Annotated in this window: 29 protein-coding genes and 3 pseudogenes; 2 read left to right on the forward strand and 30 right to left on the reverse strand. The window is 49.8% G+C overall.

Going from position 1 to position 24,038, the window contains the following annotated elements; genetic code table 11:
• Positions 1–182: 182 nt before the first annotated feature.
• From PG062_RS15350 to PG062_RS15490, 29 genes and pseudogenes are all read right to left on the reverse strand, one after another.
• Entirely contained in the window at positions 183–1,415 is a 1,233-nt protein-coding gene (locus PG062_RS15350) for an ATP-binding protein (protein WP_002304383.1), read from the reverse strand.
• A gap of 151 nt (positions 1,416–1,566) precedes the next feature.
• Positions 1,567–2,196, reverse strand: a complete 630-nt coding sequence (locus PG062_RS15355; RefSeq protein WP_456298761.1) for a DUF4366 domain-containing protein — start codon at positions 2,194–2,196, stop codon at positions 1,567–1,569.
• 43 nt (positions 2,197–2,239) lie between these two features.
• A complete protein-coding gene (locus PG062_RS15360; protein WP_002304378.1) occupies positions 2,240–2,497 on the reverse strand; it encodes a DUF4315 family protein in 258 nt (85 codons plus the stop codon).
• Positions 2,498–2,511: 14 nt separating this feature from the next.
• Entirely contained in the window at positions 2,512–4,248 is a 1,737-nt protein-coding gene (locus PG062_RS15365; protein WP_002304377.1) for a C40 family peptidase, read from the reverse strand.
• A gap of 3 nt (positions 4,249–4,251) precedes the next feature.
• A complete protein-coding gene (locus PG062_RS15370) occupies positions 4,252–6,639 on the reverse strand; it encodes a VirB4-like conjugal transfer ATPase, CD1110 family (protein ID WP_002588967.1) in 2,388 nt (795 codons plus the stop codon).
• Positions 6,599–7,033, reverse strand: coding sequence for a PrgI family protein (locus tag PG062_RS15375; protein WP_002304375.1), 435 nt, complete (start codon positions 7,031–7,033; stop codon positions 6,599–6,601). The genes PG062_RS15370 and PG062_RS15375 overlap by 41 nt, the downstream gene beginning before the upstream one ends.
• Positions 7,034–7,050: 17 nt before the next feature.
• Entirely contained in the window at positions 7,051–7,917 is an 867-nt protein-coding gene (locus tag PG062_RS15380; protein WP_002304374.1) for a VirB6/TrbL-like conjugal transfer protein, CD1112 family, read from the reverse strand.
• Positions 7,918–7,942: 25 nt separating this feature from the next.
• Positions 7,943–8,035 (reverse strand): annotated as a pseudogene (locus PG062_RS15945) (Maff2 family mobile element protein); the annotation flags it as partial.
• A gap of 90 nt (positions 8,036–8,125) precedes the next feature.
• Positions 8,126–9,736: an IME_Rho_tet family element recombinase gene (locus tag PG062_RS15390; protein WP_270752955.1), complete on the reverse strand. Its 1,611-nt coding sequence runs from the start codon at positions 9,734–9,736 to the stop codon at positions 8,126–8,128.
• 127 nt (positions 9,737–9,863) lie between these two features.
• The gene (locus PG062_RS15395) at positions 9,864–10,058 is read right to left on the reverse strand and encodes a transposon-encoded TnpW family protein (RefSeq protein ID WP_002594231.1); all 195 of its coding nucleotides are present in this window, start codon (positions 10,056–10,058) and stop codon (positions 9,864–9,866) included.
• Positions 10,055–10,909 carry an ATP-binding protein gene (locus PG062_RS15400; protein WP_002594232.1) on the reverse strand — a complete coding sequence of 285 codons (855 nt, stop codon included), beginning with the start codon at positions 10,907–10,909 and terminating at the stop codon, positions 10,055–10,057. Before PG062_RS15400 ends, PG062_RS15395 begins: the two co-directional genes overlap by 4 nt.
• A complete protein-coding gene (locus PG062_RS15405) occupies positions 10,906–11,646 on the reverse strand; it encodes a replication initiator protein A (protein ID WP_002594233.1) in 741 nt (246 codons plus the stop codon). The genes PG062_RS15400 and PG062_RS15405 overlap by 4 nt, the downstream gene beginning before the upstream one ends.
• A gap of 130 nt (positions 11,647–11,776) precedes the next feature.
• Complete coding sequence (locus tag PG062_RS15410) at positions 11,777–12,163, reverse strand: IME_Rho_tet family cysteine-rich VLP protein (protein WP_002594234.1); 387 nt, start codon at positions 12,161–12,163, stop codon at positions 11,777–11,779.
• Positions 12,153–13,778: an IME_Rho_tet family element relaxase gene (locus PG062_RS15415; protein ID WP_270752956.1), complete on the reverse strand. Its 1,626-nt coding sequence runs from the start codon at positions 13,776–13,778 to the stop codon at positions 12,153–12,155. The genes PG062_RS15410 and PG062_RS15415 overlap by 11 nt, the downstream gene beginning before the upstream one ends.
• Complete coding sequence (locus PG062_RS15420; RefSeq protein WP_002569238.1) at positions 13,750–14,148, reverse strand: IME relaxosome accessory protein; 399 nt, start codon at positions 14,146–14,148, stop codon at positions 13,750–13,752. Before PG062_RS15420 ends, PG062_RS15415 begins: the two co-directional genes overlap by 29 nt.
• Before the next feature lie 570 nt (positions 14,149–14,718).
• Positions 14,719–14,931: a helix-turn-helix domain-containing protein gene (locus PG062_RS15425; RefSeq protein WP_117946832.1), complete on the reverse strand. Its 213-nt coding sequence runs from the start codon at positions 14,929–14,931 to the stop codon at positions 14,719–14,721.
• Entirely contained in the window at positions 14,924–15,346 is a 423-nt protein-coding gene (locus PG062_RS15430) for a sigma-70 family RNA polymerase sigma factor (RefSeq protein ID WP_117946833.1), read from the reverse strand. The genes PG062_RS15425 and PG062_RS15430 overlap by 8 nt, the downstream gene beginning before the upstream one ends.
• A 169-nt stretch (positions 15,347–15,515) precedes the next feature.
• Positions 15,516–15,959, reverse strand: coding sequence for a DUF6591 domain-containing protein (locus PG062_RS15435; RefSeq protein ID WP_117946834.1), 444 nt, complete (start codon positions 15,957–15,959; stop codon positions 15,516–15,518).
• 3 nt (positions 15,960–15,962) lie between these two features.
• Positions 15,963–16,421 (reverse strand): DUF1700 domain-containing protein, encoded by a 459-nt coding sequence (locus tag PG062_RS15440; RefSeq protein ID WP_117946835.1) that lies wholly within the window; start codon positions 16,419–16,421, stop codon positions 15,963–15,965.
• Entirely contained in the window at positions 16,418–16,777 is a 360-nt protein-coding gene (locus tag PG062_RS15445) for a PadR family transcriptional regulator (RefSeq protein ID WP_015534245.1), read from the reverse strand. Before PG062_RS15445 ends, PG062_RS15440 begins: the two co-directional genes overlap by 4 nt.
• Positions 16,778–16,956: 179 nt before the next feature.
• Positions 16,957–17,085 (reverse strand): annotated as a pseudogene (locus PG062_RS15450) (Maff2 family mobile element protein); the annotation flags it as partial.
• 83 nt (positions 17,086–17,168) lie between these two features.
• Complete coding sequence (locus tag PG062_RS15455; protein ID WP_002304334.1) at positions 17,169–17,561, reverse strand: helix-turn-helix domain-containing protein; 393 nt, start codon at positions 17,559–17,561, stop codon at positions 17,169–17,171.
• 5 nt (positions 17,562–17,566) lie between these two features.
• The gene (locus PG062_RS15460; protein ID WP_002304332.1) at positions 17,567–17,887 is read right to left on the reverse strand and encodes a hypothetical protein; all 321 of its coding nucleotides are present in this window, start codon (positions 17,885–17,887) and stop codon (positions 17,567–17,569) included.
• Positions 17,888–17,899: 12 nt separating this feature from the next.
• A pseudogene (locus PG062_RS15465) lies at positions 17,900–18,712 on the reverse strand (VirD4-like conjugal transfer protein, CD1115 family); the annotation flags it as partial.
• An 85-nt stretch (positions 18,713–18,797) separates the two neighbouring features.
• A complete protein-coding gene (locus PG062_RS15470) occupies positions 18,798–19,163 on the reverse strand; it encodes a hypothetical protein (RefSeq protein WP_097771823.1) in 366 nt (121 codons plus the stop codon).
• 77 nt (positions 19,164–19,240) lie between these two features.
• Positions 19,241–19,414, reverse strand: a complete 174-nt coding sequence (locus PG062_RS15475) for a transposon-encoded TnpW family protein (RefSeq protein ID WP_008978040.1) — start codon at positions 19,412–19,414, stop codon at positions 19,241–19,243.
• Between the two features lie 64 nt (positions 19,415–19,478).
• Positions 19,479–20,342: an ATP-binding protein gene (locus tag PG062_RS15480; RefSeq protein ID WP_270752957.1), complete on the reverse strand. Its 864-nt coding sequence runs from the start codon at positions 20,340–20,342 to the stop codon at positions 19,479–19,481.
• On the reverse strand, positions 20,339–21,073 hold the full coding sequence (locus PG062_RS15485) for a putative phage replisome organizer (RefSeq protein ID WP_186854826.1): 735 nt from the start codon (positions 21,071–21,073) through the stop codon (positions 20,339–20,341). Before PG062_RS15485 ends, PG062_RS15480 begins: the two co-directional genes overlap by 4 nt.
• 113 nt (positions 21,074–21,186) lie before the next feature.
• The gene (locus PG062_RS15490; RefSeq protein ID WP_118522289.1) at positions 21,187–21,585 is read right to left on the reverse strand and encodes an IME_Rho_tet family cysteine-rich VLP protein; all 399 of its coding nucleotides are present in this window, start codon (positions 21,583–21,585) and stop codon (positions 21,187–21,189) included.
• A gap of 126 nt (positions 21,586–21,711) precedes the next feature.
• Here PG062_RS15490 and PG062_RS15495 point away from each other — a divergent pair, with 126 nt between their 5' ends.
• Both PG062_RS15495 and PG062_RS15500 read left to right on the forward strand, forming a co-directional pair.
• Complete coding sequence (locus tag PG062_RS15495) at positions 21,712–21,990, forward strand: type II toxin-antitoxin system RelB/DinJ family antitoxin (RefSeq protein WP_005924829.1); 279 nt, start codon at positions 21,712–21,714, stop codon at positions 21,988–21,990.
• A complete protein-coding gene (locus PG062_RS15500) occupies positions 21,987–22,277 on the forward strand; it encodes a type II toxin-antitoxin system YafQ family toxin (protein WP_066085058.1) in 291 nt (96 codons plus the stop codon). Before PG062_RS15495 ends, PG062_RS15500 begins: the two co-directional genes overlap by 4 nt.
• Positions 22,278–22,384: 107 nt before the next feature.
• On the opposite strand, the gene mobQ is transcribed toward PG062_RS15500, so the two are convergent.
• Positions 22,385–23,830 carry a MobQ family relaxase gene (gene mobQ, locus PG062_RS15505; RefSeq protein WP_118658838.1) on the reverse strand — a complete coding sequence of 482 codons (1,446 nt, stop codon included), beginning with the start codon at positions 23,828–23,830 and terminating at the stop codon, positions 22,385–22,387.
• Positions 23,831–24,038: the final 208 nt, after the last annotated feature.

Genomic DNA, 24,038 nt, shown 5'->3' on the forward strand with positions numbered 1-24,038 from the left:
AGCAATTTTTACTTCAAAATATTGTCTAACTTTTGGGGGTCACTTCAGTAGTGCATGACTGCTATGTAAAAAGTTCGGAAAGGATTTTTGCAACCTGATACAATTTTCTGTTCTACAATCTCCGTCATAATAAAAATATCTCCATCATTTCAAAAGAGAATGACGGAGATATTTCACCTTGCTTATTCTTGTAGCAACCAATCGGCTATATCGTGAATTTCGATTCCTTCATAGCTATATTGGGGATGTTTGGTTCTGGCAATAATCATTTTCGGATAAGCGTCTCGAATCTGAAGCAGAGGAGAGCATTCTCTCTCAAATGTTTCCTGCCCGGAAATGTTGTCGCTGACCTGAATATAAATCTTTTCGCTACCTCTCTGAGCAACAAAGTCGATTTCCTTTTGATAGAGCTTGCCGACATAGACATCATATCCACGGCGAAGAAGCTCGATACAAACAACGTTTTCATATACTCTGCCATAGTCTATATTTCTGCTTCCCAGTATTGCATATCGAATACCGCTGTCACACAAATAGAACTTTTCAGAGCTTTCAAGGTATTTCTTACCTCGGATGTCATATCTCTTAATATCATAAAATACAAAAGCATTGCACAAATACTTAATGTACTTGCCGACGGTTACATGATTGGTTGGAGTCTCATTTGCTGTCAGTAGCTGACTGACCTTATTCGGAGAAGTCAGGTTGCTGATATTATCCATAAGGAACTCGCTCAGACGTTGTAAAACCAAAGTGTCCGGGAGAGTATATTTCTGTACCAAATCCCTTGTAACAATCGTTTCGTAGACCTCTTTGATATAGTTTGTTCTGTCTTTTTCGGTTCTATAAGCATAGGAACCTGCTAAACCGCCCTTGATAGCGTACTCATCAAAGAGCTTATCTTTGTCACTAATATCATCATAATACTGGCAATATTCCTGGAAGCTGAAAGGAAACACATGAATTTCAATATAGCGTCCGGTAAACAGAGTTGCCAGATCTGCACTCAACAGGAAAGCATTAGAGCCTGTTACATAGATGTCGTATTTTCCCTTAGAGTACAGGCTATTGATTGCCAACTCAAACTTGGGACACATCTGAACCTCGTCTACAAACAGGTAGTTCGTTTTTCCTTCCTGATAATGTTCTTCCACATAGGCGTGTAAGGCATGGTATTCCTTGATTTCTTCATACGCCAAATCCATGAAGTCGATGAAGATAATATTGATGTTTTCAAAATTGCTTTTCAGATACGCAATATACGCCTGCATCAATTTGGACTTACCAGATCGACGAATGCCCGTGATGATCTTGATGTCAGGAGTACCATTCAGTTCAATGATTCTATCGAGATATTTTGCTCTCGTGATTGTTTTCATATAGTCACCCGCTTTCAAAAATTGAAGTTTTTTCATTTCTCGAAACCGCTTCGCTGTACTTATTATACTGTCTGCTAATAGTATATGCAAGATGTCACTTTCAAAAACGCAAATTTTTTTATTTTTTGAAAGCGGAAACTATGTAAAGGCAACCCGAAGGCTGCCCCAGGCATCAAGCCTATCCTGTTTACACAGGTTCATTATCATCTTCATCGACGGAGCTATCTTCATCGTCGTCCTCAAACTCCGGATCGTACCCATAGTCCTCGTCATCGTCCACATAATCAGCATCTGGGTCAGGCTTTGCCGCTTCCTGTGCCTTCTTCTTTTCCTGGACTTTCTTAAATACGAAGAATCCACCACCACAGGCAAGCACAATCAGAGTAAGAATCGCCGGGAGCATATTTGTGGATTTCGGCTTTTCCTCCGGTGTCGGTTCTGTAATTTCAGGAACTGTTTCAACTACTTCCGGCTTTGTTTCCTCAACCGGCTTGGTGAACTCTGCAACTTCTTCCTCGTCCATCAGCTTGAGCAGGTCGGCTTCATCCACCTGATTCAGAAAATGCACGGTTTCCTCGCCCTTATCATCACGGTCAATGATGATATAGAAGTAGTTTCCGTTTTTGGTTACAGCGGTAATGAACTGCTTTCCGCTTTTCGTAGGCGAGCCAGCGTCATCAACCAAAGTCAGATTGCCGTCGGGAGTAAGCGGTAGCATCGGCTCCTCCGGCTCTGTTTCGGGAACTTTTTCTTCGACCGCAGGTTCTTCAGTCGCTACGCTTTCATCTACATAGGCAAATGCCGTTGTAGAAAACACGCCAAAACACATTGCACACGCCAGCAATGCGGCTCCAATTTTCTTAAATCTCATTCTGCGTTTCCTCCTCATTCATAGTATTGATCGTATCAGGCTTCGGAGCCATATCCGCAGCAAACATACGGAGCAGCTCGGAAAGCTGTTCGGGATTCAGGTTCGCAGCATGAACCATCTCATGGATTTCGGAATTTTCCTCCTCACGGTATCTGCGTTCCAGGTCTTTCACCTTAGCATCCCATTCTGCCCGTTTCTTACGGGCTTTTTCAAGGTCTGCACCTATTCTGTCTAACTTGGCACTCAATCGCCATCCCTCCTTTAGTTTCTGATTCTGCCGAAGCAGTAAAAATGCTGTTGCCAGTAATTCGATTCGATAGAAGCGTAGGAAATGGGGTTTCCGCAGTGGATCATCATACCATTGCCAACATAGATACCAACGTGTGATGCACCGGAGGTATCATAAGTGCCTTGGAAGAAAATCAAATCTCCCGGTTTGGCAGAGCTTTTCGGGATAATGTCGCATACGCCCATCAAACCGTTTGCGGTCAAACGACCAACACTCCAACCGTTTCCGCAGTGATTGATTACATAGGAAACAAATCCGGAGCAGTCAAAGGAGGTAGACGGGCTGCTGCCGCCCCACACATACGGGTATCCCAGATATTTTTCAGCTTCCCGAATCATATTGGCAAATCTTGTGTCTGTCAGCGCTTCGCCCGGAATATCATAATCGGTGTACTCGCCGCCAGGGGTGGCGTAAATGTCATTTCCGAAAATATCCGGTCTGTTGCCCCTTGTCTGAAGCAAAATTCTATATCGCTCCATATCATCTTCCGACAAGCCGGAATTTGAAATCACACTGTTCAAGCCCTTATTTCTGAGCTTCACATTCAGAATATAATATTCGTAATCTTCTTCCTCTGTTGTTGTCTCTCCCGTTTCGGGATCAGTAGAAGATGTTGTTCGTGTACGAATCTCTACTACTTCCGTCAGGGTCAGCTCATATTGTTGCTCAAATAGCCATTGCAGGGTAGCCTGCACCTCATCTCTGGTGTAATCCTCAAACTTCACCGTCAAATACGCCGCCAGCTCATAAGGATTGTGGTTGATTTCATCAAGGTCATACCGGTACTCGTCATATCCGCTATGAGTACGCTCGATATTATTGATTTTATTGCGGAGCGCAGCTTCCAAAGCCTTGTAATCATTGTCCGCACCAATAATATCTTCCTCTTTTGCAGTAAAAGAAGTTCCCAGAATGATCTGTGTGCCGCCTTGGAACATAGCCGAACAAGACGAGAACATCCCTGAGAGTATCATAAAAAGCAGTCCGGCAATCAAAACAAACAGAATCGTTTTAGAGTGTGTGGTGCAGAACTCCGTTACTCTTTCTGTGATGTTCTTGGCTCCCTGAGCTGCTTTGCCCGTTGCCTTGCCTGCACCCTTAGATGCAGAAGCCGTTGTCGAAGCGGTATTCTTACCGGCTTTGGCGGCAGCATATTCTTTCTTGATTGCCCTTTTCTGTTGCCAACGGGAAAAGGGATTGGAACCGGCATCGGGGTTGTCCTTTTTGAACTTCTCATACAGGGCATTTACATTTGCTTTATCTGACTTCTCAACCAGCTTTTCCGCCTTGTCGTAGGCTTTCAGCTTGTGACTGTAAACGGCATGATCGACGGTATAGACAGTGGATTCAACAGCCTTGGTCGTTTCCTGCACAGCCTGAACGCCGATATTATCATCCTCATATTCTGACACCGCCCGATGTGCTTTGGATGTGAGCGTGACTGCGGCACCACGGCTTGCCATGTGCTTTGCCACAGATGGGCGCTCGATTTCCGTAAACTCCGCTTTTTCAAAACGGAGCTTTGCTTTACGGGAACCGGCTGCATCTGTTTCCAGCTTTAGCTTCGGCTTTGCCTTTTTAGAAGCCAATTTGTCTGCCGCTTTTTCAGCCCTATCAACCGCCTTATCTGCACGGTCGGCAGCTTTCTTCACATGAGAATCTGCAAGGTCATCTTCGGTAAAACGGAGTCGTGTAGGTCTTTTCGCCATACATTACGCCTCCTTTTCCTGTGCCACCTCGTTTAACTTCGTGGTCATAATGCGATACAGTTCCAGATCTGTCGGGAATCGGTCAATGAACGGCAGAATCACATTGCCATAGAACAGAAGTCCTTCGCCCTCACCGGAGTTGGTTACATAGGACAGCTGATGCGGCGAAATGTTCAACCGCTGTGCCAGAATACTTCGGTCATCGCTTGCCTGATTCAGCATATAGATGAAATCAGAGTTTTCGAGGATGTTGGCAATCTCCGGGGAACGAAGCAGGTCTTTGACATTCTGAGTAATACCGGTCGGCAAGCCGCCCCATTTACGGAATCGCTTCCAGATTTCTACGGAATAGGTTGCCGTCTGTTCTTCCTTCAGAAGCAGATGGAACTCGTCAATATAATATCTGGTCGATTTACCGGCAGAACGGTTGGCAGTTACACGCCCCCAGACCTGATCCTGAACGATCAGCATACCGATTTTTTTCAGCTGATTGCCCAGCTCCTTAATGTCGAAGCACACCAGACGATTCTGAATATCCACATTGGTTCTGTTGTTAAACAGTTTCAGAGAACCCTTAACATAGATTTCCAAGGCGGTCGCTACATGGTGGGCTTCCTTTTCGTCCTGTTTCAGAAGGGCATCATACAAATCCTCAAGGATCGGCATATTCTCAGGGGCAGGATTGTCGAAATATCTCTGGTAAATCTGATGCACACAACGGTCGATAACCGTCTTTTCGATAGGCTGCAAGCCATCCTTACTGCCCATAATCAACTCACAGAGGGACAGGATAAAATCAGCTTTCAGTGCTACCGGGTTGTCATCCTCAGAGTAGTTCAGGTTGATGTCCATAGGGTTGATATAGTTGGTACTGGAGGAGCTGATTTTTACCACCTGACCATTGAACTTGTGAACCAGAGCCGCATATTCCGCTTCGGGGTCGCAGATGATAATATCGTCATCCGTAACCAGGAACGCATTGGTGATTTCACGCTTTGCGGAAAAGGATTTACCGGAACCGGGAGTACCCAGAATCAGTCCGTTGGGGTTCTTGAGCTTCTTTCTGTCCACCATGATAAGGTTGTTCGACAGAGCATTCAGCCCGTAATAGAGCGTTTCTCCACCATTCTGGAACAGCTCCTGCGTGGTGAAAGGCACAAAAATAGCCGTGGAACTGGTAGTCAGGCCACGACGAATCTCAATCAGGTTTTGTGCCAAAGGCAGGCTGCTCATCAGTCCGGATTCCTGCTGAAAATCCAAACGACGCAGATTGCAGTTATGCTTCTGGGCGATGCTCTGTGCCTGGAACACATTGTTCTCCAGTTCCTGCTCGGTGCGCCCGGTGTTCAGCACCAGAAATGTCACCATGAACATTCGCTCATTCTGGCTCTGCAATTCTTTCAGAAGTGACTTCGCATCTTTACCATAGGTAGCAAGGTCAGATGGGATAATGTCCATGTCATAGCCAGAACGCACAGCCTTTTTCTGTTCCTCGATTTTGGAACGGTCAAGCTCGGTGATGATTCTCTTGATGGTCTTAATCGCCGCAGTCTGGTCAACCGACTGGATGTGCATGGTCACGATCTGCGTGGATTCCATATCCAGAAAATCCGCCAGCATACGATCAGACAGGTCTGATGCCGTAATTGCCAGATAAGACATCGAACCGAAGATACTGCCCATCTGGAAGGTGCGGTTGGTCTTAAAGGCAAACGCCGTCGGAGCAATGAAGTCCTTTACGGACAGCCCGGATTCCACAAGATACTTCCAATCGAAGAAGAACTTATCATTATCACCCATGTGGAACATAGAGTGCATCAGATGCAGCCGCTCTTTGCCGTTCATGGTAGTGGCAATGACACCCAAACGCCGAAAGTTATTGAGCAGATCGTTTTCGATATGGTTGAGTCTCGGCTTTGCCTGCCGCATGGATTCGGCTTCAATGCCGAATGTCAGGTACTTGGTTTTGGTCAAGCCGTTGTTGCCCTGCGCCAACTGCTTTTTCAGCATCTGGCTATACTCGGCACGGACGGGATTGAAGCTGTCCTTCTTGAACGGGATACGGATACTCTTTTCAAAGCTTTCAGCATCGGTACTCAGGTTCATAAAGGAAAGCTCAAAGTGAATGGAGCTGTCAAAGAAATTCAGGAAACTGCACCACTCATCGAAGATGGCAGTCTTATCTTCCTGCTGTGCCAGCTGATAGTTGATGTCCTGAAACTGAATGGTCTTGGTGTAATAACTGTCAGTGACACGGCAGATGCCATCCGGGAACATTCTCTGAAAGGGAATGGACTGCTGTGCAGTCTGCGGAATACCGTTGTCCTTCTTTGCCCGTTCCACAACAGCTTTAATTTCTCGCTGCTGCTTCCGATTCAGATTTGCAGGCATTTTGATGTTTCTTGCCTGTGGCTTCTTTTTGAAAAACAATTCGTTCAACCTCCTTTTCCAGTTTGTACTGACGCATCAAAGCGTCATAATAGTTGTCCGTCTGATAAGGGCGAACCTTGGGACGAACGAATTTGGTCTGAATGAAGTGTTCTACAACCACTTCCAACGGCTGACTATCCTTTTCATACATTGCCAGAAAGAACAACGGTAACATGACGATCATCATGGACAGTGCTGCAAGGCTCACATTTCCGGTTGCTTTGACCAGAAAGAAAATCGGCACTCCGATGAGCGCCGCCGCACCAAAGCAAAGTAACTGCCGTTTCGTCAGATTGAAGAACACTTTTGTTTTTACCCTCGTCAGGTCACGAGGTACGGGAATATACGCTGCCAAACAATTTCCTCCTTCCCTTAGTGAGCGCTGAATACACCCTTCGCAAGCGAACCAGTCTTAAACAGGGTGAAGCACAAAAGGACGGTGTAGCCCATAACACCCCAGATAGAACCGATGATGTCATCACTGAATGCGATAGACTGAATCAGCACCGCATAAATGCCCACGCAGATCATAATCAGGAATCCCTGGAATCCGATTGCAAACAGCGAACGCAGATAATTCTGTCCGATATTGCTCTGTTCTCTGTTTCCAAAAGTGGAAAGCGGAATCGGGGCAAGGCTGACCATCAGATAAATTTCAATCATTCGACCGTAGACGATCACAAAGATGATGATTGCCAAAGCGGACATCGTGACCTGCACGATAAAGGATTGCAGGAACAAGCCGAGCAAAGGACCCAAATCCATTGCCATCAGCGTTTCTTCCATTGTTTCCAATGCCGAAGCATCTATGGCAGTATTTCCGGATATGATACCGGCGCTTGCGTTTATAACGTGCTGTGTCACATCAAACACAGCCATCGTGATATTGAATGTGTTTGTGATTAACATGACCGCAACAAAAGTCTTGAACACCCATTTGAAGAAGATCCAGGTTTCAAAATTTGCCAGATTGTTGTGGTCAATAATCATCTGAATTAGCTCATAACAGGCAATGAAGGTCAGAATCAAGCCTGCGATTGGGATAATCACTGACTCGGAGATGTTTCGTACCATGGCAAAGACACCCGGCGAAAAATTCGCCGGGGTCATGCCAACGGAGGTTGCTATCTCGCCAACCTGGTTGTTGACGGACTCAAACATCCCCGACAGATTTCCCATAATAGCTGAAACGAGCATTTCTTTCAGCCAGTCTGTGATCTGTTGGAGTATGCTGTCCAAAGGCGATTACCTCCTTGTTTTGTGATTAACCGAACAGTCCGGAGAGCAGAGGTACAAGGGTGGTGCCGATGAGGGCAACACCGCCGCCAGCCATGAGCTGCTTCATGCCCTGGGACTTTACTGATGTGCGATAAAGAAGTAATAGAAGTGTAAAAAATTTTGCCGTTCCTATCCGGCACTTAGCTCTTGTGTCGGATAGGTCGGGCGGTTATTCGGGCAAGTCCACCTTGCCAACAAAAGAATAATAAATCTCAATGTCCTGCCTACGGGTCTTGTTCTCGTCATAGCTGCACTCATGCACAACGATTTTCTCTACAAACTCCCGCAGCAGAGTAGGGGTAAGTTCTTCAAAGCTGGTATGCCGCCGGACAACATTCATAAACTTTTCTGCGTTCACGGTGGCTTCCTGTGCTTTGGAAAGCTCCGCTTGGATAGCAGCGGCTCTTTCTTTCAGCTCCCGTTGTTCTGCTTCATAGTCTGCCGACAGCTCTGTGAAACGTTCGTCTGATATGCGCCCGGTCACGCTGTCCTCATACAGCCGCTTGAAGATAGCGGATAACTCGGCTATGCGTTTCTCGGCGGCTTCCAGCTCCTTTTTCTTGGCGGCGTTCCTGCGTCTGTCCCCGTCCTCATTCTGCTCGATTAAAAGCTTCATAAACCGGGCTTCATGCTTTGCCGCATAGCTGGTAACTTTCCGCAGATTGGAGAGTACGCCAGCGGTCAAGAGGTCAGTGCGGATAAAGTGCGCTGTGCAGTCGGCGGTGCGTTTCTTGTAGCTTCCGCAGATATAACAGTCCTGCTTGCGCTTGTCCGTCTGGTATCGCTGCTGGTACATGACGCTGCCGCAGTCGGCACAAAAGAGTATGCCGGAGAACAAGCCCACTTCGTCATAACGGTTGGGGCGTTTGCGCTGCTTGCGTAACTCCTGCACCCGTTCCCACGTTTCCCGGTCAATGATAGGCTCATGGTGGTTCTCAAAAACCGCCTGCTTTTCCGGGGGATTTTCTATGCTGTGTTTCAGCTTGTAGGACGGCTTCTCGGTCTTAAAGTTTACCAGACAGCCCGTATATTCCCGGTTTTCCAGCAGATGAACCACGGTATTGGTCGCCCACTTGCACTCATAGCCGGGGTGGTAGCGGCGGGTGCTGCCCGTCCTGCGGTATTCCAGCGTCCCCGGCGTGGGGATTTGCTGCTCGGTCAGCATACGGGCTATCTTGGTCGGACCGTTCCCGGCAAGGCAAAGGCTGTAAATCTGCCGTACCACCGGGGCGGCTTCCTCGTCAATGATAAAGTTTTCGTCCTCGTCCATGAGGTAGCCATAGACGGGCTTGCTTGTGATGGGCTTTCCGCTCATGCCCTTAGAGCGTTTTACTGCCTTGATTTTCTTGCTCGTATCTCTCACCAGCCATTCGTTAAAAATGTTCCGCAGCGGGGCAAAATCATTTTCCCCCTGTGCGCTGTCCACTCCGTCATTGATAGCGATGAAGCGGACACCTTTCTGTGGGAAAATCATTTCTGTGTACATTCCCACCTGTAAGTAGTTTCGCCCTAACCTCGACATATCCTTGACGATAACTGTCCCGACTTTCCCTGCTTCAATGTCTGCAAGCATGGCTTGAAATCCGGGTCTTTGAAAGTTCGCACCGGAATAACCGTCGTCGGTGTACCAGCGCAGATTAGAAAATCCATTCTGTTTGGCATAGGTTTCCAAAATCCTCTTTTGGTTGGAAATGGAATTGCTCTCGCCTTGCAGCTCGTCCTCATGGGACAGTCTTGGGTAAAGGGCGGTAATGAGTTGCTGGGTGGTCTGTCTTAACATAAATTCCTCCGTTTCCGACAGCCAGCCCCACTATTCCGTACCTTGATTGTACCACATGGGGCGGCTGTCTGTATAGCGGCAAAAGCGTCAAATCTGCTTCTTTACGGTCGGTAAAAATGACGGTTTTTCAATCAGGCTTATCACAGGTCAAATATCCGGCGGCGGCTTCTGCTTCCAGCACTTTCATCATCTTGTCAGCGGCGGTGTCGGTCGCCCCCTCCTTGAAAAAGCCAGACACCACAAGGATTGTGTTGCCTATCCTCGTTTCGGTCACGCAGTCCGGGCGGCGGGCAGGGCGTTTGTTTCTCTGGGTGTCGGTCATAGGCAAATCTCCTTTCCGGCAAGCAGCCGTTTCAGCTGTTCCATTTTTCCCTGTGCGGCGGCTTTCCTCAAATTCTCCCCGGTAAAGCAGAGAGGGGAACACATTTCAAGCAGGCGGTCATAAATCCGGGCGTGGGCGGTGTCCTCCGGGTGCTGCAATTCCTCCAGCGTGAGGTTGGTCGTCACAATCAGCGGCTTCCTGCTCCGGTAGCGGCTGTCAATCACATTGTAGACCTGTTCCAGACCGTATTCTGTGCCACGCTCCATTCCAAAATCGTCAATGATGAGCAGGGGGAAGCTGCAAAGGCGGGAAATATATTCGTTCCTGCCCGCAAAGCTGGCGGCAAGGTCGTTTAATATTGCTGCAAAGTTTGTCATGCACACCGGGACTTCCTGCTCCATGAGGGCGTTTGCAATACACCCGGCAAAATAGCTTTTCCCAGTGCCTACCCTGCCCCACAAGAGCAGCCCGTAGTTCCCGTCCTTTATCTGTTCCCAGCGTGCCACATATCCGGCGGCGTTCTTCATCTGCGGGCAGCTGCCGTTATCGTTGGCAAATGTCCAGTCCTGCATGGTCTTGTCTGTAAAGCCCTGCCGTTTCAGCCGTTCCACCGTTTCAAGGTGGCTGCGCCGCTTCTCGGCGGCTTCCCGTTCCTTACGGGCTGCCCGCTGGCAGTCGCACTCTGACGGGTGGCGGTCACGCCCGAAAAAGGTCTTGCCCTCCGGGAAATAGGCTTCTTTGGGTTTCCGGCATTTGCCGCAGTATAAAAGCCCGTCCTCCCCGGTGTAATCCTCCGGCTCGGCTGTGGTGTCGGTCATAGGCAGTATGGTGTTGTGGATTGTATCGGTCATAGGCTTTCTCCCTCCTTGAATGAATAGTCCGGTATGCCTTTCTTTGGCTTCTCTTTGGCAGCGTCCTCCTGCGCCCACTTGTAAATGGTGGCTGCATGGCTCTGGTACTGCTTCCCGGTGGAAGCGATGTGGCAGGAAAGGCGGTCAAGGTAATACTCCCACTTGCCGGGGAAGTCCTGTTCCAGCTCCAAAAGTTCTGTGTCAGAAAGAAATACATTTTTATATCTGCCATAAGCGGCGGGGGGCTGCCCCTCACTCGCTCCTTTTGTTTGGCTCTCTATTAGGTTGTTTATATTAGTTTGGTTAGGGGACGGTTTTCCGACCGTCATAAGGTCAGTTTTCCGGCTGTCAGTTGGTCGGTTTCCCGCCCTTATGAGGGGCGGTTTTCCGTCCGTCAGTTGGTCGGAAAACTGTACCACTGGGATAGGCGGCACTTTCACATACAGACGGTTGGCGGCAGAAAAGCCCGTCCGTCTGCGTTCCAGCAGCCCGGCAGCGTCCAGTTCGTTCAGTGCGCCCTTTATGGTGGTGCAGCCTTTATCCAGCATTTCCGCTATCTCTGCTATGGGGTAGACAATGTATGTCCGTCCCTCGCTGTCCTGCCAGCCGTTCTTCTGCGAAAGGGTGGAACGGTCTAACAGCAGCGCATATAACTCTCTTGCGGTGTGGGATAGGTCTGTTTCCAGCAGGAAACGGGGGTAAGGCAGGTAAGCGGGCAGCTCCGTTCCTGCGGTCATATAATCAGCGATAGGGTTCACCTCCTTGTGGTGTCTGTCTGTGGGTTCTGTTACGCTTTTAGGGGGCGTTTTTAAGGGAAAAGGATAAATGTATCACGCACCCTTTGACACCCTCCAAAAAAGCCTTGATTTATGCGGGTTTGAAATGCCCTAAAGCGTGACATTTCTCCCTTTGTTTCCGCTTCCGTTTGGCGGCGTTTATCCGCTTCATGCGTCCGGCGCAGTCCGGGCAGTATTTCCCCCGGTTGGATTTTGGGAAGAAGAACGCCCCGCAGACAGCGCAGCGTTTCCGGCTTCCCCGGCGCAAGAGGGCGGCTTCCAGTGCTTCATCAAGGGGCAGGACAGCGGCGGTAAACCAGCGGCAGAGCAGCGAATAGCTGATACTCTGTACACACACGCAAGGCTCGCCGTCCTCCAACAGCAGGCAGTTCCCGCTGTCATAGTTGCAGCACTCATGCACAAGGCGGCGGGCTGCCCGGTACTGGCGGTAGTCCATGCGGGGGATATTACCGTTCATGGCTCTGCTCCTTTCTGCGCTGCGGCTCGCTCCGGCGTAAAATCTGGTCGATATTGCCCTTGACAGTCTGCAAGCGGCGGTACTCCTCCCGTTTTGCCCGGTAATCGTTGTAGCCGCTGTTTTTCTCTTTGATAAGGCTTTCAATCTCTGCTTGCAGGGATTTATAGCTCGGCAGCTTGGAAATGCCGTTCTCCCTGAAATAGCGGGCGGCTGCGTCTGCTATGATAAAGTCACTTTCATGCTTCTGACGGTAGGCTGCTTTTGCTTTGGCGTTTTTCTGCTGTTTCAGCCCGTCCCGGACAGGGCGGGTCTTGGAATAGGCAAGCACCTGCCGTTGCAGCTCCTTTTTCCCGTTCAGCGTCTTTTCCACCTGCTTCAACCACGCAAGGCTTTCCTGCATGGCGGCATAGGCGGCAGAACAGGCTTCGTCCAGTTCCTCCGGGGAGGAAAAGCCGTACTGCTGATAGGCGGTAACGGTAGCTGCCATTTGCTTTAGGTTGTGCTTTGCCGCCCAGCGGTCATAGCCCACGCCCTTGCCCTCGGCTCGCTTGGCTTCCCGGTCAACCATGCGCTGCAAGGTGTTGTCTGCCGGGGTGGTTTTTGCAGCTTTTTCCCCTTGTAACGGCTTTTTAACTGCGGCAGGGTATTCGGGTATGGCTTTGGTCTGTTCGGCAGCTCTGTGGGCGTTCTGCGTGAGCAGGGCAAGGACAGCAGCCTTGTCAAAATCGTCCCCCAGCTTTCGGGCTGTGATAGGCTTTGTCCTGTCCGGCGTGAGGTAGGAAAGCCGCCCCCGGCTCTCCTTGACGGTCACACCCTCCCGCAGCAAAAGGGAAGAAAACTCGTCAAAGCTGCCAGCTTGGGAAAGTGCCTGCCGTATCGTCCGGCGCAGCTTCGCCTTGTCCGTTTCAAACTTGGTGGGCTTGGTCGGCTGTCCGGCGGCTTCTCTGGCGGCGTTCTCTTTGTCAAGGGCAAGCTGCCCTTTCTTTGCCGCCCAGTATTCCCGTTCGGTTATCCGTTCCTTGCTGCCGTTCAAGAGGTCGATTTGGTAAAGCCCCTCCCGGTGGCACATTTCCATGACTTCGCTCTTGAAATATTCCATAGCGGCGTTGGTGCAGCGGTGCTTGCAGCCCTCCAGCGTGTCGGCTGGTCTGTCCATGTAGGGCAGAAGCGGGACTTCGTAAATCCGCAGGGAGTTGATGACGATATGCACATGGATATTCCCGCTGTGGTTATGCCCGTCCGGGTGGGTGCAGACTAAGGCTTGGTGTCCGGGGAAATGCTCTTTACAGAACTGCTCGCCCAGCTCCTGCGCCCGGTCTACGGTCAAGCCGTTGTCTGTCCCGTCCCGTGGGTCAAAGCTGATGATATAGTGGTGGCTTTTCACATCTTCCCGTTTTTGGTTTTTCTCATAGCGGAGATTAGCCCGCATACAGGCAACAGCGAAATCCTCGCCCCCACAGTTGAGGGAAGAAATGCGGTAATCCTCCCTCGGTATCAGCCGCCCGTTTTCATCAAGGGTGGGCTTCATGGTAAACTCGTCATGCTCAAATGTGAGATAGGCTTCCGCTGCGCCATAGTCCGCATTTTTAGAGCTGATATGTTTGAATGTTGCCAACAGCGTCACCCACTTTCTGCAAGACTTCAAACTTTAGGGCAGCAAGGTCGGAAACCGCCGCCCGTACCTCCCCGGCAAGCTGCGGGTAGGGGCTGTGCCACTCGTTCAGCGTCCGGGCTATCTGGTTTAAGTTGCCGCCGATCCTGCCGTATTCGGCGGTCAGCTTCCCGACAGCGGCAAGCAACTCGTCATTGACGGGGGAAACGGTTATGATGGGGCGTATGGCTGCCCCGGTTATGGCTTGCCGGATAAACTCGGCTTGGCTCATGTTGTAAGCAGAAAGCCTTTCCGCAAACTCGGCGTATTCTTCCTCGGTCATGCGTGTCTTGACTACCCGGCTGCGGTGCGGCGTGTTATATCGTTTTCGCATGGTAAAACCTCCTTCGGCTGTGCGTGGTGTCCTCTCACTAATAGGAGAAAAACAGGGTGTAAAGCGGAACTGTTTTTGAAAAATCCGAAAAATTATTTTGAGGGATTTTCCAGCGGCGTAAGCCGCATAAGCAGGGTTTGGGGAAGGCACTCCCCAACAAGATTCCCGCAGGGGCAAAATGAGCGATAAGCGAATTTTGGTACTGCGGTAGAATCTTGCTCTCCGTAACTGCAAACCCCGGCGCATATGGGGGCTTCTCATTTTCCGCTAATATAACGCTCGAAAAGGGCTTTGCTGCCCGCTGTAGGTGGTCTTTTTTCCTTTCCGCTAAAGATACATTTCAAAGACCGTCATCTACCCGCTGGACGGGGATTTTCTCAAATTTCCTTTTGCTCCTGTAATCCGGGCAACAGCTTTTTGGCAACTGGCGGGGTAGAGAATTTTTCTTTTCACTCACTACTGCAACCGGCAAGGGGCAAAATGGCCGGAAATAGAATAGAAAAAAGCAGTAAATCTTTTTCAAGACTTACTGCTTTCGATGGCCGCCGGTGGGCGGCAAGTATTCAGTTTTTATGGCTCGTCCGGCGGGTAGTCAAATTGGAATTTGAGCAGACAGGCAATCAACCGTTCTTTCACATAGTCCTCAACTTCGGCATTGACTTGCCCGTTCATTTTGGAAAAGTATCGGATATATCCGGCATAGTGGGAAAGAACTGCGTCCACGGCTTCCGGGTCGCCTTCATGGGCTTTGACAATGGTTTCATAGGGAAGTAGCCTACTCATGGCGGCTCACCTCCATTTCCTCCCGTAACCGCTGCAAGGCAAGTTGGATATGCCGCCCCGCTGTGCTGCGTGTTTGACCAAAGTACGCACCGATCACGCGCTGCGGCTGGTGCAGGAAATAGTAGCGGAAGATTTCTTCCTGCGCTTGTTCCGGCAAAGTCGAGAGTGCAGCGGCAAGGGTGACGTTGCAGAGCAGGACGGTCTGGCCGCAGACGATAAAGGGGTGTTCTTCGTCCGGCTCCGGCTCGGCAAACTGGACAAACTTCTCATTTGTCAGATAGTCAAGGGAAATTTCCCGTTCCCATTTCTGCCGCAGCCGTATGATTTTCCCGATGGCGGCATACCGAATAACGGCTTTACAAAAGGCGTTGTGCTTGCACCGGATATACTCTTGATAGGCTTCAATCTCGGTCATGGAAATTCCCCCTCTCTGAATAATAGTACGGGGCGGGCAGCACTCCTTGCTGTCCACCCCTTGATTGCCTGCCAGCAAAGGCGGGCGGGGCTGTCAACGGCGGCGCGTATGCGCCGTTCATCTTAACCGTTGACTGGCTCGACTGGCTTTGCTATTTCGTTATGTTCATTCAGTTGTTGACAAAAGAAATGTAGATACCGAAACTGTCTGGAACATAGCTGATGCTTATCCACTTTTCTTCATTTGACAAAAGTGTTCCGATAGAAACATAGTTTTCTCCCTCGATTTCCTCTGACACATTTTCAATTACGGAAAAGCCTTCTTGGTTCAAAATCTCCATGTACTCGTTATAGTCGTTTTCGCTAACGCCGGTAAGGTTGATACTGCAATTCCCATGTTCTGTATCAAGTGTAGCCCATGCAACCGTACCAGGCGGAACAGGAAGCCCCTCCGTGTACTCATTCGCAGGCCAAACGCCCTCTTCCAATTTTGTAACACTGTTAGATTGTGTATTGCTCTCATTGCTGGTTGGTGCAGATGAGATATTTTGATTAGAACACGCAGCCAAAAAAATCATAAGCATGATTGCGAATACAGAAATATACTTCTTCATTGGTTACCTCCTGTTTTTGTGTATGGTTCTAATAATTAACAAAACAGCAATAGCCGTTGCTACAAACCCAATAGTCAAAAGGATTTGTGAAACATCAAAGGCAAATGCGCCCTCAATCTGTATATTTGTTGTCGCGTCTGCCTGTCCGATTGCTCCTTCTGGTACTTTTCCTGATTGTGCAACAGCATATACCGAAAAGGCAGCAACCGCGATAACAAGCGCAACAAGAGTAGAAATGATACCGTTCCTTTTTTTCAATGTGGTGTTATCAATGCCAAACTGTTCTGCGGTGCTGTCTGCAAATTCTTTTGGTGTGCCCAAACGTTGGATAACCTGTTGCTCTGTTTCTCCATGCTCCATAGCAGACGCAAAAACTTCATTCAAGTCACGCACAACCTCTTTTTTCATTTTGCGTGGTAAAGATAGTTCCTTTTCAACCTGTTTGATATATTGTTCTTTCATTTGGACACCCTCGCTTGTTGATAACTTTCTATAAAGCCGTTTACGCAGTTTTCATAGCTTGACCAAAATAAGATTAGTTCATCAAGTACATTCCTGCCTTTATCAGTTAAAGAATAATACTTTTTTGAGCCGCCATTTGCCGCAGCCGGAGCCAATCGGCATTTGATTAGTTCTGCTTCCTGTAAACGATACAGAATAGGGTAAATGGTTCCCTCTTTCGCATATCCCAAAACAGACGCACTATTGTTCAATTCGGTTATAATTTCATATCCATAAGTTTCCTTGCGTCCGATTAGGCATAAGAGTATCATTTCCAGAGAGCCTTTTTTGAATTGCTGGACATATTTGTTATTCATATCGTCGCCTCTCTTTAGTTTCGCTACTTAGGCTTGCTAAGTAGCAACTATATTATATCTCTTTCGAGGTATCAGAGTCAATAGTCTTAACGAAAAAGTTACAAGATGCGTGCGTAAGGCAATATCGGAATAATGGGCTGCTGTCTATCAAATTCTTGTGTGTTACTTTATGGCACATGAGCATTTGCGCCGGGGTTATCGTTGCCGTAGCCCTCAAGCAGATTGATTGCACCCCAGATGCCAAGACCTGCGCCCAGAGCGATAACGAGAGTCTGAAGAACGGTTACTGCGCTATTGAAAAATGCCATAATATTTTCCTCCTAAAATTTGAAATTGTTTTGAGAATAGAAAAAGCCCTCCGTACTACCGGCATCAAAACCGGACGGAAGGCTTAGTTTACGAGAATCTTTTCAAGGAACTCCTCGACGGTTATCACGCCAAGTTTCTGTTCCATTCTGCTTCTTGCATATTCAGTTTCACAATCATATATATCACCACCACCTTTCATAAGAAACAGCCAATACATTGACTGCAACAAATCTTCACGAGAAGCACAGATTGTCGGTGAAAAAACGACAGGTGAAACCTTCAGAACCTCTGCGAGTTTCGCTGTGGTTTCTGCATTAGGGGTTCGAGCGTTTTTCTCATACTGAGCAATACGGACATCCGCTGTTTTCTCGGAATACCCCATCAGGAGTCCAAGCTCTTTCTGGGTAAGGCGGCGAAATCGTCTAACGAACTTCAATCGCTGCCCAATAGAGGTATCCGTGATCCACCAAGTCATTTTTTTTACACCTCGCTTTCTGCAAATTCTCGATATACAACCTCATTTTTTGCTCTGCGCTTGCCTACGGCTTCACTGGGAGCAAGGTCAGGGTAGGTTGCCTGCACTTTCTGTCTGCTTCTGCGGACAGTTTCAAACCCCGGAAAGCTGCGTCTATCCAGTTCCTTCAAAAACACAGGAACCGTCATGGCATGAATGTCGATGCCACGCAGACCGGAATAGTGTTCCAGTACCATCAGGTACAAATGATTGTCGGTATTTCTTGCCTTGTGGTCGTGTTCCAAGATGTTCTTAACCAGGGCAGATACCGTTTTCAGATTTTCCAAACAGAAACCTCCTTAATCCGCATCGACTACCACAAACTCATCACCTGCCTTGAGCTTCAACCTTCGACTCAGAAACTGCTCAATGTTGAACTCATTTCTCTTATCAAAGTCTGATGTGTACTTATAATTGGGGTGCTGCGTCAGATCGTACTTGTCAGAAAGAAACGGTCTGACACCACGCAACTGCAAAATACACTTGCTGCCATCCAGAACCGCAAGCTCATCTACGCTCGCAAGGTCTTTGCCTAACTTCTGATAATTCAAGCCGTAAGACGGGCTGTTACCTCTGGTGTTGGAGGTGTTGTAGGTGTCGATAGTTTCTTTTCCCAATGCCTGATTCAGTTCTTTGAGCGTGGTTGGCTCAGAACCACCCAGGAAAATTCGGGAATCCATGTTGCCGATGATGGTATCGGCATTGTCTTTATAAATGGCTTTCAGCTGTGATTGTGCCTGGAGAACAAGGCAAGCCGATATTTCACGGCTTCGGATTGTCGCTACCAGTTTTTCCAGATTGGGAATCTGACCGATGTTTGCCATCTCATCAATCAAGCAGCGCACATGAACCGGCAGTCTGCCGCCGTACACATCATCTGCTTTCTCGCACAACAAGTTGAACAGCTGTGTGTAAATCATGGAGATCAAAAAATTAAACGTCGCATCCGTATCTGACATAATCAGAAAGAGCGCCGTTTTCTTATCTCCGAGAGTATCCAACTGCAACTCGTCATAGGCAGTCACATCTCTGACCTCCTGAATATCAAAAGGAGCCAGACGAGCGCCGCAGGAAATCAAAATCGACTTAGCGGTCTTGCCGGAGACAAATTGTCAAGGACTTTTTCATCAAATTCACAAAAATCTACAAAAAAGGTGCCAGAAGCACCGTATGGCTCCTGACACCTCGTTTGATAGATTACATTTTTCCGTTCAGCAGGTCTTTGCAGAGATACGCATAGTCTGGCAGCTGGTTGATATATGGCTCCCAGCGCCGCTTGATTTCGGCCAATTCCAGCGGATCGGCTGCTTCCAGTGCATGATCGTTGCCTGTCATATATAAAACATCCGTAGCAACATCATCCAAACACCTGCCGCAGAGATCGGCGGCTGATTCGATTCTGATACCGGTATCCACATAGACTGGATTGACGCCAATCGCCAGCCAGACATAGCCTACCTTGTCCGACCAGAGCAGTTCAAAATCAGGGCTTTGCCGCAGATGTTCCGCAAAGACCTCCTTTACTCGTTCAATTTCATGCTTCTCTTTTTCTGTGTAAAGCATTTTCGTGTCCTCCTTGACAAAAATTTTGGTGCGTACCATCATCAGTTTAGCACAAGGCGGCTTCGTTTATCAGTCTGTCACATCTGCTGAATTTCATTTTTGAGCATACGCTTGATTTTATCGCTCATGGTTTCTGTGCTGGTATTGCTGAAATGGACATGAACCTTGTAGGTTGTCTTGCCGATTTTCTTTACCATCGCCGGCGTGTTTTCCGGCGCTCTGGACGCAGTAACGGCGTCTGCCACCTGCATAGTACGGGGTTCTTTGTTCATGGCGCTCCTTTCTCCGAACGGGTCTGTGCCGCCCGGTAAAAAATCAGTCGTGCTTACTGTTTACAATGTCTTTTGCTGTCTGTCGGGTAGCACCGGCATTTTCTTCCCGGAAATTCTTCCCGTCAAAGAGGATCGGCGCACACCGTTCCAAAATACGGTCATAGATACGGGCGTGGGCCAGATCAGGCGGATTCTTCAGCTCGGACAGTTTCAAGTTTGTTGTGATAATCATAGGTCTGCGGCTGCGGTAGCGGCTGTCAATGACGAAAAACATCTGCTCCATGGCATATTCGGTACTGCGCTCTACACCCAGATCGTCAATGATAAGCAGGTCATACTCGTCAAAGCTGGCAATAAACTCTGACCTGTCCTCAGAGAACATCCCGGTCAGGCGGTTCAGAATGGTGGGGAAGTTCGTCATCAGCACCGGCACATCCCGGTCAAGCAGGGCGTTGGCAATACAACCGGCGAAAAAGGACTTGCCGGTTCCCACATCCCCGAACAACAGCAGGCCGGTGTTGTTTTTATATGCCTCTTTCCAGTTCTCCACATAGGCGCGGGCCTTGTCCATCAATGGGTTTTGGCCGTTGTCGTTGGCAAAGGTGTAGTCGTACAGATAGCGGTCTTGCAGGCCCTGGGCCTTCCGGCGTTTGATACGCTCCATGCGGCGCTGCCGTTCTTCAGCAGCCTTGCGCTGCTCCTCAGCCTCCCGCTGGCACTGGCAGATGCAGCGCGGCATAAAGTAGCCGGATTTCCCAAAGCATGGCACAACGGTCTGCCTCTGGCCGCCGCATTTCTTACAGTGAATGAGGCCGTCTGCCGGGTCTATGTACTCGTCCCCGGCCAGTTCCACACCGGCGGCTGCCTTGTCGATCAGCGCCCGGATTTCTGCGGTAATCTCAATCATACGGTTTCATCCTCCTTTACGCTGTAATCCCGGTTGCGGGTGGGCGGGGCTGCTTTCTTCGCATCCTCACCGGCCCAGCGCCGGATGGTGGCAGCATGGCTCTGATACCGCTTGCCGGTAGAAGCCATGTACTCGGACAGCTTTTCGATGTACTGGCCCCATACAGTGGGAAAGCTGGCCTGTAAGTCTGCCAGTTCCCCGTCCGTCAGGAAAACATTCTGGTAACGGCCATAGGCGTGGGCGGGGTGTCCCTTCTCTATCTCTCTCTTTATCTCTATCTCTTTCTCTAACTCTATCTCTATCTCTGGTGGACGAATGTCGGACAAATGTCCGCCGTTTGTCCGGGGCGCAGAAAGAGCCTTATTTTGGAGCCTCGCAGCCCGCTTTCGCTCAGCCTCGGTAGAGGACTGGCCGATTAAAAGTTCGATGTTGCTCATGTAGAATGTGCCGCTGTCCAGCACTTCCACAAGGCCCAGCTTCAAAAAGATCTGCAAGGCTCTCTCCACAGTGCCGATCTGCTGGCGGGTGATGGTGGCGATCATCTGCGCCGTGTAAGGGATGTCCTCGTCAAGCTGGAGCCGCCCGCCATGTTTCAGCGATTTCAGATACAGCTTGAGCAGAATGTTGGAATACAGCACACCATCCTGCATACTTTCCAGCAGCACGATGGAATCATCGTCAAAATAGTTTTCTTTGAGTTTCAGGTAATAATATTTTCGGTTGTCTGACATAGGGTTCCTCCTTGGGGTTTCTCTTGGGATTCTGTACGCATTTTAAGGCCGTTTTAGGGGTCGGAGGATAAATCTATCAGCCTGCCTTTGACACCCTCGAAAAAATCCTTGATTTACAAGGGTTTTTCAGCCCCTAAAGCGTGACATTTCTCCCGTTGTTTCCGCTTGCGCTTTGCGGCGTTGATCCGCTTCATGCGTGCGGCACATTCCGGGCAGTATTTGGCCCGGTTGGAACCGGGGGTAAACAGCGCCCCGCATACGGCGCATTTCTTCGCATTCATCCGGTGGAACAGCGCCGTTTCCAGTTCCTTATCCTGCAGCAATACCGCCGTCCGAAACCACCTGCACAACAGGGAATAGGAAATGGACTGGACACAGACACATTTCTCCCCATCGTCCAGGGCGATACAGTTTCCGTCGATGTAGTTACAGCACTCATGCACCAGCCTCCGCACTCTGCGGTACTGGCGGTAATCCATGACGGGGATAGGTTCAGACTTGTTGTTCTTCATAAATGATTTCTTTCATAAAGCAGGTATCCTCCTTGAATGAATTTATTGTTAAATATTCGTGCAAAGCATTGTTTTCTTCGTGCAAATGGCATATACTATAATTGCCAGCAGAAAGGGGTTGATCGTATGGCTGGAAATACCACAAACATCAGTATCCGCATGGACGCAGATTTGAAAGCGCAAGCGGACGCACTGTTTACTGAACTTGGCATGAACCTGACTACGGCGTTTAACATCTTTGTGCGCCAGTCGCTTCGTGAAGGCGGCATTCCCTTTGAGGTAAGGCTGGAACAGCCGAACAAAGAAACGGTTGCTGCCATGCTGGAAGCGGAAAGGATTGCAAAAGACCCGTCTGTAAAGGGTTACAATGACCTTGACGAGTTGTTTGCTGACCTGAAAAGATGAAAGAAACCAAATATACCGTCAAGTACACGACCAGTTTCAAAAAAGACTACAAACGAGCCATCAAGCGTGGCTTGAAGATCGAGGTGCTGGAGCAGGTCGTAGCGTTGCTGGCGATGGGCGAACCGCTGCCGGATAAGAACCGTGACCATGACCTATCCGGCGATTGGGCAGGCCATCGGGAATGTCACATTCTCCCGGACTGGCTGCTTGTCTACCGCATAGAAGATGATGTTCTGGTGCTGACGCTGGCCCGCACCGGCACACACAGCGACTTGTTCGGCAAATAAACAGTCTGCCGCCGTATGGGGAAACCTGTACGGCGGTTTTTCTGTGTGCAAAAGTATGTCGTGAAATGCGACGCACTTGACAGGGGTACGCCAAAACGCAGTATCCTTTACCGATCCGACCCACGGTCGTGAGACTTGTCCCGTTCCTGTCTGGACAGCTGCTCGGCGGTTTTGCGGAGCCGTTCCACTGCTTTCAAATCCTCCCGCAGGGCTTTCATGGCAAGCGTGTCCGTCTGCTTTCCAGCGGCCAGCTGGTCAATTTCCAGCTGCCATGCCTTTGGGGTGATTGCCTCGCCGCTGTCTTTCAGTTCTTTCAGATACCGGGCCGCTGCGTCATACAGAATCAGTTCCCGGCTGTGGCGCTGTTCAAACTGTTCCCGTTTTTCCGGCTTTACTTTGGCAAGCTGCTTGTGGATGGACTTGTACTGGTTGTACTGTTCCCACATCTCCCCGCGCTCGGTAAGGGTAGTGATCCGGCGCTCGGCCTTGACAATCTTTCCGCGCAGGTCATAGTAACGGCTGTTCATATCAGCGATTTTTTCATGAAGCTGCTGCATAGACTGGATGCCGTTTGCCTGCAAAAAGCTGAATAGTGCAGCGCTTTCCTGCAAAGCCCGGATTTTGCCGGTGCGGGTGCGGGGAGCGTTCAACTGCTGCTGGGCCTCCCACAAGGCGGTCAAGCTGCTTTGCTGTGTTTGTGGTTTTTCCGCTTCGGCTTTCGACCAGCGATAAAGCCGAGTAATGCGGGCTTTGATTTCTTTCAGCAGCTTGTTGTCGGCGGCGATCTGCCGGTTTACTTCGCCCTTGTCGGTGCGGATACCGCGCTTTTCCATTTGGCTGGCGGCTGGCCCCATATGGACAGAGGGAATCTTATCAATGCCCTGCCGCTTGTAGCTGCGGTGATCTACCAGGGCGGGCTGACCGGCAGCCTCCAATGCCCGGTTGGTGCAGGCCGCCCATGCCGCCCGCCAAATCTCCACATTCCCTTTGTCGTTCCAGTCGGTGGTGTCCTCCCGGTGGTTCTTCCAGCCGCCTTTCCCGTCCGGGATACGCTGGCCGTTTTCGTCCAGGTCGTATGCCTTGCGGCACTTTGCGCCCCACTGTCCATTTTCTTTCAAAGGCCGGAGCGTCAGCATGATATGGACATGAGGGTTGCCGGTTCCCTTGTCATGGATAGCAAAGTCGGCGCACATTCCTTTGTCTACAAAGTTGTCCTTCACATAGGACCGGACAAGGGCAAGCTGCTGTTCTATGGACAGTTCGCGGGGCAGAGCTGCCTCGATCTCACGGGCAAGCTGGCTGTCCCTTGCTTTCTCGATTTGCTCCACGCTGTTCCAGAGGGTGGAGCGGTCTGCAAACTCTGGCGGGGCGTGGGCAGGCAGCATGATCTCCGCATGGACAATGCCGCCTTTCCGGGTGTAGTCGTGGGTCATTCCATCCCATTCATTTGTCAGCTTGGTTCCGCTGCGGTAAGCAGCTGCGGCAACAGCAGAACGGCCCGCACTGCGCTTGATGATACTGACGGGGATATGACAGAAATCTATGGGGAACACCTCCTTTCAGTGAGGGGATAACAGTCTCTGTGGAGCCGGACAAACGCAAAGCGGGTGTCTGGCTGCGCAGAGCGCACAAGGGGTTTGGGGAGCGTAGCGCCCCATCGCGGACGAAGTACGCAACAGCCCCGGCAGGGCGCACGACACCGGCAACGGTGTATAAGTGCGCCCTATCCCAGAACTCGGATAGGGCGCATTATCCGAGATA

Origin of the sequence: Gemmiger qucibialis (genome assembly GCF_027689445.1) — a bacterium.
In the GTDB taxonomy this organism is placed as follows: Bacteria; Bacillota; Clostridia; order Oscillospirales; family Ruminococcaceae; genus Gemmiger; species Gemmiger qucibialis.